This is a genomic window from Rhizomicrobium sp., from assembly GCF_056722145.1.
Genome location: NZ_JBWZET010000165.1, coordinates 1 through 7129, shown reverse-complemented (window position 1 = coordinate 7129; position 7129 = coordinate 1). Strand labels below are relative to the sequence as shown.

Sequence of the window (7129 nt, the reverse complement as noted above, 5' to 3'; positions counted from 1 at the left end):
GTTCTGCCGCGCTCCTGGCATGCGTGTGCGGAACGTTGCTGCTGTGGCGACTGGTGCTGGGCAGCGTGTCGGTAACGACAGTCCACGAGCCGCGTGCCGAAAGCTTCTATTGGCTGACCATCACCTTCTCGCAAACGCTGGGCACAGCGCTGGGTGATTGGACCGCCGACGCAACCCCGCTGGGCTATCTTGGCAGCGCAGCTTTGTTCGGCGCCCTGCTGGCCGGGTTGGCGCTGCTGGCGTGGAAAACCTCGGCATCGCGAGTCGGCTTGTTCTGGGCGGCCTTCGTGCTGACCCGGCCGCTGGGGGCGACGCTGGGCGATTTCCTCGACAAGCCACTGGCGCAAGGTGGACTCGATCTCGGCCGCGACGCCGCCACCGCCGTGCTGGTGGTGGCGCTGGCGCTGTGCCTGTGGCGCCTGCCGCAGCGGCCGCTGGGCGCTGAAGCAGGATGACGTGATATTGCATCACGTCATGCTGCGATCGGCCAGCGCGGTGTCTACCTAGCCGGCGGTCAAGCCGGCGCAAACCGCGATGGCGTACACCCGCAAGGCAGGTCGTTCCGGTCTGAAATCTTTTCGCGAATGAACAGGCTCGACCGTGGACGCCCGGGTTTCATTTCCTTTCGATGGCTGCTTCGAGTTTCCTTCGGAACCCCGCGACGATTTGTTGCGTCAGGCCAAAGTCGCCGCTGAACTCGGCTCGGAATTTGTCGCCAACGTCCTTTCGGCGGCCTATCTGCAGCTCGATCGTGCGCCAAACCTGGCAGCGCTGATCGACCACTGGCCGGCGGACCCACGCGCTTCGGCGATGGCATTGCGGCTGAATGCAGGCATTCACGCGCTGGCGCGACAGGGGACGATAAGAGCGCTCCGTGAGTTGTTTGCCGGTGAGCACGACGACTTCCTTGTGGCAATCGGCAATGCACTCACGCAGGGCGAAGAGACGCTGCTGGAATGGATGCGTCATCCGACCCAGACCAACGAGGTCGCGCGTTCCGGGGCGTTCATGGCGGCGCTGATGCTGCTGGCCGGCGAACTGGGGATGCCGTTTGACCTCAACGAGATAGGCGCCAGCGCCGGGCTCAGCCTTATGCTTGATCGCTACGATCACCAACTGGGCGGATGTCGCGCCGGCACGGCCGGTTCGCCGGTGGTGATCGCGCCGGAATGGCGCGGGAAGGCGCCAGTCGCGGCCCCGGTCGCGATTGCGTCGACGCGAGGGGTCGACTTGCGGCCGGTACGACTAGCCGATCCTCTCGCCCGCGAACGCTTGCAATCCTATGTCTGGGCCGACGATTTCGCGCGCGCCGAACGCTTGCGCCAGGCCATTGCACTCGCTGGGGCCGACTGGCCTCGCGTCGACCGCGCCCGCGCCGCCGGGTGGCTTGCCCGCAGGCTGGCGGCACCGCAAGCAGCCGGCACCTGCCGCGTGGTGCTGCATTCGATGGTGCTGCAATACCTGCCGGCATCGGAGCGCGCCAGCCTCGAGCGGACGCTGGCGATTGCCGGCGCCCGCACCGATGCACGCCGTCCGCTGGTGGTGATCGGCTTCGAATGGAACGCCGGGCGCACCGAAGTGCACCTTGCCATGCGCTGCTGGCGGGGCAAGTACGCCGATCCGCAACCCCGGCTGCTGGCGATATGCCATGCCTATGGCGCATGGATCGACTGGCGCGGATGATTCCAAAACACCGGCGGTGATTTCCCGACGCGACGACACAAGGCCCGCCGTGTTGCCACGGCGGGCCTTGTGCGATCGGTGAAGCCGGCGGCAGCCGGTCAGAATTCCGACCAGTCCTCGTTGGTGGCAAGGGCGAGGTTTCCGGCGGTAGCAGCCGGGCGCGACGCGATCCGCCGCGGTGTGGGTTTCGGTTGCAGCGCAGGTGCGGCGACCGGCAAGCCTGGGCGTGCATCGCCGACATTGAAGACGCCGAAAGCCTGGATCAACTGCTGCGCTTCACCTGCAAGCGAGCGCGTTGCGGCAGTCGTCTGCTCGACCATCGCGGCGTTCTGCTGGGTCATTGTGTCCATCGCGGCGATTGCGTCGTTTACCGCCTTGAGGCGACCCGACTGCTGTTCTGCAGCTTCGGCCATGCTTTCGATGGCGCCGCTCACCCCGGCGACGCGCTCGATGATGCGACCGAGCGCACCACCGGTCTCGTTGACCAATTCGACGCCGGTGACGACATGCTGCGAGGCGGCCGTGACGCGGTTCTTGACGTCGCTGGCAGCGTCACCGGCGCGCTGCGCGAGCGCGCGGACTTCGGAAGCGACGACCGCGAAGCCCTTGCCGCCATCGCCGGCGCGCGCGGCCTCGACCCCGGCGTTCAGCGCGAGCAGGTTGGTCTGGAAGGCGATGCCGTCAATGACCGAAATGATCTCGGTGATCTCGCGGGTGGCCTGGTCGATCCCCTGCATCGCCTCGATCGCCTTGTGCACGACGGCACCGCCCTGTTCGGCTTCGCCGCGTGCTTCGAGCACCGAACGGTTGACGCTGGCCGCCAGCGAGGCGCTCTCGCCGACCTTGTGGGTGATCTCGGCCATCGCCGTGGCCGAGGCCTGGAGGCGGGCGGCCTGATCCTCGCTGCGATTCGACAGGTCGGCCGTGGCCTGGCGGATTTCCGCCGAGCTGGTGGCAATCGCGTCGACGCTGCCGCGCACCGAGGTCATCACCTCGCAGAGTTTGCCGAGCGCGTCGTTGAAATCGCCGGCGAGGCCAGAGAAGGCCGGCGGCAACCCCTGCAACCGCGCACGCAGGTTCGAATTCGCCAGTTCGTGCAGCTTATCGCCGATCTCGGCCATCGCCCTTTCGCGATCGGCGTCGGCGGCGACTTTGGCCTGTGCGGATTCGCGGAAGACGACGACCGCGCGGGCCATGTCGCCAAGCTCGTCGGCGCGCTCGACGCCATCGACGGCGATGGTGTTGTGCCCGGCCGCGAGTTCCTTCATCGCATCGGTCAGCGCGGAGATCGGCTGCGCGATGTCGCGAGACAGCCAGCGCGACAGGCTGAAGGCCAGCGCAAGCAACGCCAGACTGCCGAGCCCGAGCGCAATCCACGCGGTGACGATCGCGGTCGACTGCCGTTGCGATTCGGATGCGATCGCCTGGGTTTCGTGGTCGCGCAGACCGCGCAACGGCAGCACCGCCTCGCTGACCAGCACCGCCTTGCCGCCGTCGCGGATCGCCTGCTGCGCGGCATCGCGCTGGCCGGCCTTGACCATGGCGATCGACTTGTCGCCCCAGTTGTCGCGCCAGGCCTGCGTCTTTTCGCGCGAGGTCAGCAGCAGCGCCCGGAGTTCAGGCGGTTCGATCAGCTTTTCCAGTTCGGCGGAAGTCCGATTGTATTCGTCGCGGCCCTCATAATAGGACTTCAGATAGGAATTGTCGGCGGTGACCAGATAGCCGCGCATCTGGCTGTTCTGGCGCAGCAATGCGGTTTCAAGCGCCAGCGACTTGGCGAGAATCGACTGGCTGTAGTTCGTCCGCTCGGTCGACTGGCTGATCATCAGGATGTTGGCAGCAAACACCAGCATCATCACCGCCGCCGACAAATTGATCGCCGCGAACGACAGCACCAACTTGCGGGGAATTTTCAGGTGGGAAAACATCGTTCTCGATCCGGACTGAGAAGGAATGACGGAACTCGGAAGGTGACCCGGACCACGCCCCGAGGGGGTGGCCCGGGGTGGCGAGTTCAGAAGTCGAAGCGAACGCTGCCCGAGATCGTGCGCGGGTTGATCGTGCGCGCGGTCAGCAGGTTGTTCGACGGGATGTAGTCGCCATCGACTTCGACCAGGCCGGCCTTGTCGAACAGATTGTTGGCGTTCAGCATCAGAGTGACGCGCGCAACCGGGCGAACTTGCAGGAAGGCGTTGACCGTCACGTAGCCGGGCATCTTGAGCTGGTTGGTGTCACCCGAGTAGCTCGAGGTCGTGCCCTCGAAATTGGCGCCGAACGTGAAGGCGCCGGTGTCGATTTTCGGCGTGAGCTGGAAAATCAGATCGGCCTGGTGTTTCGGCGTGTTGCCGACATTCGCCGGATCGAGGAAGTCGGCAACGATCTTGGCCTTGGTCCAGGTGGCACCGCCGGTCAGGCTGAAAATGCCGGTGTGGTAGGCGGTTTCGAATTCGGTGCCATAAGCCCGGTAGATGCGGTCGAGACCGATGTTGTGCTCGCTCGTCCGCGCCCAGAAGCCCGTGACGTAGGCCTCGAAGTGGCTGCTGCGATACTTGAAGCCGCCTTCGGCCTGCTTGACCCAGTCGACCGCGGCATCGGGCGTCGTCGGGGCGCCGGTCGTCGCGTCGAAGAATGGGGTGAGCAGGATGCGGTCGGTATTGAGGCGGGCACCACGGCTGTAGCGGGCAAACATCGAGAAGTCGTTGGCCAGGCGGTAGTTGGCGCTGAGCGAGTACGACAGGTATTTCGCATCATAGTGCACCGGCGCCGAGGTCGCATAGTTGATCGCGCTGACCAGGGTCTCGGGGGTGCCGGGGACGATGATCCCATCGCCGTTCATGTCGTAGGAGACAAAGCTGTTCGGCGCACCGAGCGACGTGCCCGCGACATAACCGTGGACCCGTCCGATGTCGTAGCGCAGGCTGGCCCCCAGCGAGAGCTTGCCCGCCTTGAAGTTGAGCGACCCGTAGGGCGCATCGATGTCGGCGGTCACGTTGTAGCGATCATGGCGCAAGCCGCCGATCAGCAGGGCGCTGTAGGCCACGTTGCCGTTCTGGGTGAGTTGGAACGGACCGGCGAAGGCGTCGATCAGGTTGGCGTTGCCACCGCCGGCAACGTCGGAGAGCTGGGTCGACCAGGCCCAGGTGGTGTCGATGTCCTGGCTGGACTTGTAATAGCCCAGCGTCAGCGTGATTTCATCGGCACCGACGTTCCAGACCCGGCTGGCCCGCAGGTCGTTGATCGCGCTGTTCAGGCTGTTGATGTCGGTGTTCTGCGAATTCACCAGCGCCAGCAGGCCATTGCCGGCGAGTGTCGTCGGATCGGCAATCGCCTGGCCGGCATTCGGGCCGGTGGCCCAGGCCAGCGACGTCGCATGGAGCAGCGCCATGATGTTGGCGGCGCTGTCGAGCGAACGCACCGGCATCGCCGCCATGCCGTTGGTCAGGGTGTAGGGCTGGATCGCGTGGCCGGAGATGACGGCGTAGCGGAACTTTTCGTTGATCGTCCAGTTGGCGACTTCGAACTTGGCTTCAAGTCCGATCGACTTCTCCTTCGAGTGGGTGGCCTCGCTGTAGGGATCGAACGTCGGCCGGTTGTTCGAATCGAGTGTCAGCGCGCCACTGATGTTGCGCGAGAACAGCGTGTCCCGGGTATAATCGAAGCCAGGGATCGAGACATATTGCGGATCGACACCGGTGCCGTTGACGCGGACCGGAGCGAACGGGGTCGGCACGGTGTGATCGTCGAGCACTTTGCCGTAGAGGCGGACGAAGCCGCCGTCGAAATCCTTGGTCACGTTGAACTTGAACTGGCCGCCCTTGTAGCCGTCGAAGCCGGTCGACCGCGGGCCTTCGCCGCGACGGTAGAAGCCGCCGACCTGGAAGCGCAGATCCTTGGCGAGGTGCGCGCCGTAGGTGAAATCGACGCGCTGGGTGTCATAATCGAGGCCCGCGGTGGTCATCAACGTGCCGCCATCGACTTCGCCGGTCTTGTCGATCAGGTTGACGATGCCGCCCGGTGAGTTCGAGGCAAAAGTCGAAGCAGAGCCGCCGCGAATTGCCTGGATGCCATTGAGATTGAGATCGGCGCGCAGGAACTGGTCGGAGGTGGCGTTGGCGATGTCGCCGAATTCGAGCACGGGCAGGCCGTTCTCTTCAAGCTGCAGGAACTTGGCGCCGCCGAGCGCGATCGGCAGACCGCGGATCGAGATATTGGAATAGCCCTCGCCGCCGGCAGCTTCGGCACGCATGCCGGGAATGTCGCGGAAAATCTCGGTCAGCGATCGCGCGCCGAGCAATTCGACATCCTGCTCGCTCAAGGTGCTGGTCGAGGTGGCGCTGTCCAGACGGTCCCGCGCGCGGGCGACACCCGTGGTCATCAACTGACCGGCGGCGGGCGTCGATTTTTGATCGCTCGTGGTTGGCGTGTGGTCGGCATTATCGGCGGCATCGGCCGCGAAGGCCGGAACCGGCGTGGCAAACGTGGCAGCGAGAAGCAGCAAATGTCTCGATTTCATTTTCATGTCCCTGAAATGGACCCCTGTGTCCGAAATCAGGGCTAGGGCATCGCCCGCTAACTGGTCGCGAACCCCCAATTAAGCATAATTGCACACTAATGCTGATGGTGATGAAATTCGCCCCGGATTTTAGTATGGATTTCCCATAAATTTCAATGAATCTGTGCAATCGTTTTTATGCTGTGCGAAATTCGAGAGGGGTTACGCATTTTTCCGCAAATGCAAGCGTGCACGTGCTCGCGACATTATGGCAATAGCCTTCCATCGAGAAATAGCCCAAGTTGAAGACCCTTCCGACTTGCAAGCGGTGGATCAATGACATCGATGTCTATGCAAACTCGAATTGTCTTGGGCGTGCCCGGTACCGCACCAGTGACATAATTCCGAATGCAATGTTATTTTTGATAACCCGCCGCAAACTCGACATAGATGTGCCCCGAAGCAGAAGCGCAACATCCGTTTCAACATGCCTGAATTCCAGGATTTCCGTTCACTCCGGCAAAATGGTCTTCGTTCCCGGACGTTCTGTTTCTGGTGCGAAATGTTTCGCCGATCAGCAGCAGGGCGGGTCCATCGCCTAGCGTGGTGAGCGCCGCCAGCGGCATGAGATCGAGCCGCGTGCAAATATGCCGTTCGTTGCTGCAACTGGCATTCTCGACCAGGGCAACCGGTGTGTCGGCCGGCAGGCCCGCCGAAATCAGGTTGGCAGAGACCTCCCGCGCCGCCGCCTTGCCCATGTAGACCGCCAGGGTCGCCGATGGGTCGGCCAGCGCCCGCCAGTCGAGATCGAGCGACTCGCCGGCGCGGGCGTGGGCGGTGACGAGGGTGAGGCGGCGGGCGGTGCCGCGCAAGGTGAGGCTGGCGCCGAGGCTGGCGGCGGCGGCGCTGGCGGCGGTGATCCCCGGGCAGATGCGGACCGGCACACCGGCGGCG

General features: G+C 64.3%; 5 protein-coding genes. 2 read left to right on the top strand and 3 right to left on the bottom strand.

Translation table 11 applies throughout. From position 1 onward, the window contains the following. Together AC1P6P_RS08945 and AC1P6P_RS08940 are read left to right on the top strand one after the other, a co-directional pair. The coding region (locus AC1P6P_RS08945) for a COG4705 family protein (RefSeq protein ID WP_481402094.1) at positions 1 to 455 on the top strand (455 nt) is incomplete at its 5' end. A 214-nt stretch (positions 456 to 669) separates the two neighbouring features. Then, positions 670 to 1683, top strand: coding sequence for a DUF2332 domain-containing protein (locus tag AC1P6P_RS08940; RefSeq protein ID WP_481402093.1), 1014 nt, complete (start codon positions 670 to 672; stop codon positions 1681 to 1683). A gap of 98 nt (positions 1684 to 1781) precedes the next feature. On the opposite strand, the gene AC1P6P_RS08935 is transcribed toward AC1P6P_RS08940, so the two are convergent. The 3 genes from AC1P6P_RS08935 to AC1P6P_RS08925 all read right to left on the bottom strand — a co-directional run. Next, the gene (locus AC1P6P_RS08935; protein ID WP_481402092.1) at positions 1782 to 3611 is read right to left on the bottom strand and encodes a methyl-accepting chemotaxis protein; all 1830 of its coding nucleotides are present in this window, start codon (positions 3609 to 3611) and stop codon (positions 1782 to 1784) included. Between the two features lie 86 nt (positions 3612 to 3697). Then, a complete protein-coding gene (locus AC1P6P_RS08930; RefSeq protein ID WP_481402091.1) occupies positions 3698 to 6196 on the bottom strand; it encodes a TonB-dependent receptor domain-containing protein in 2499 nt (832 codons plus the stop codon). Positions 6197 to 6657: 461 nt separating this feature from the next. Next, a partial coding sequence (locus tag AC1P6P_RS08925; RefSeq protein WP_481402090.1) for a uroporphyrinogen-III C-methyltransferase occupies positions 6658 to 7129 on the bottom strand: 472 nt, incomplete at its 5' end.

What these genes read in the sequence shown, in the direction of transcription:
- AC1P6P_RS08935 (WP_481402092.1), bottom strand. Translation starts at nt 3,611, where the DNA reads ATGTTTTCCCACCTGAAAATTCCCCGCAAGTTGGTGCTGTCGTTCGCG.
- AC1P6P_RS08930 (WP_481402091.1), bottom strand. Translation starts at nt 6,196, where the DNA reads ATGAAATCGAGACATTTGCTGCTTCTCGCTGCCACGTTTGCCACGCCG.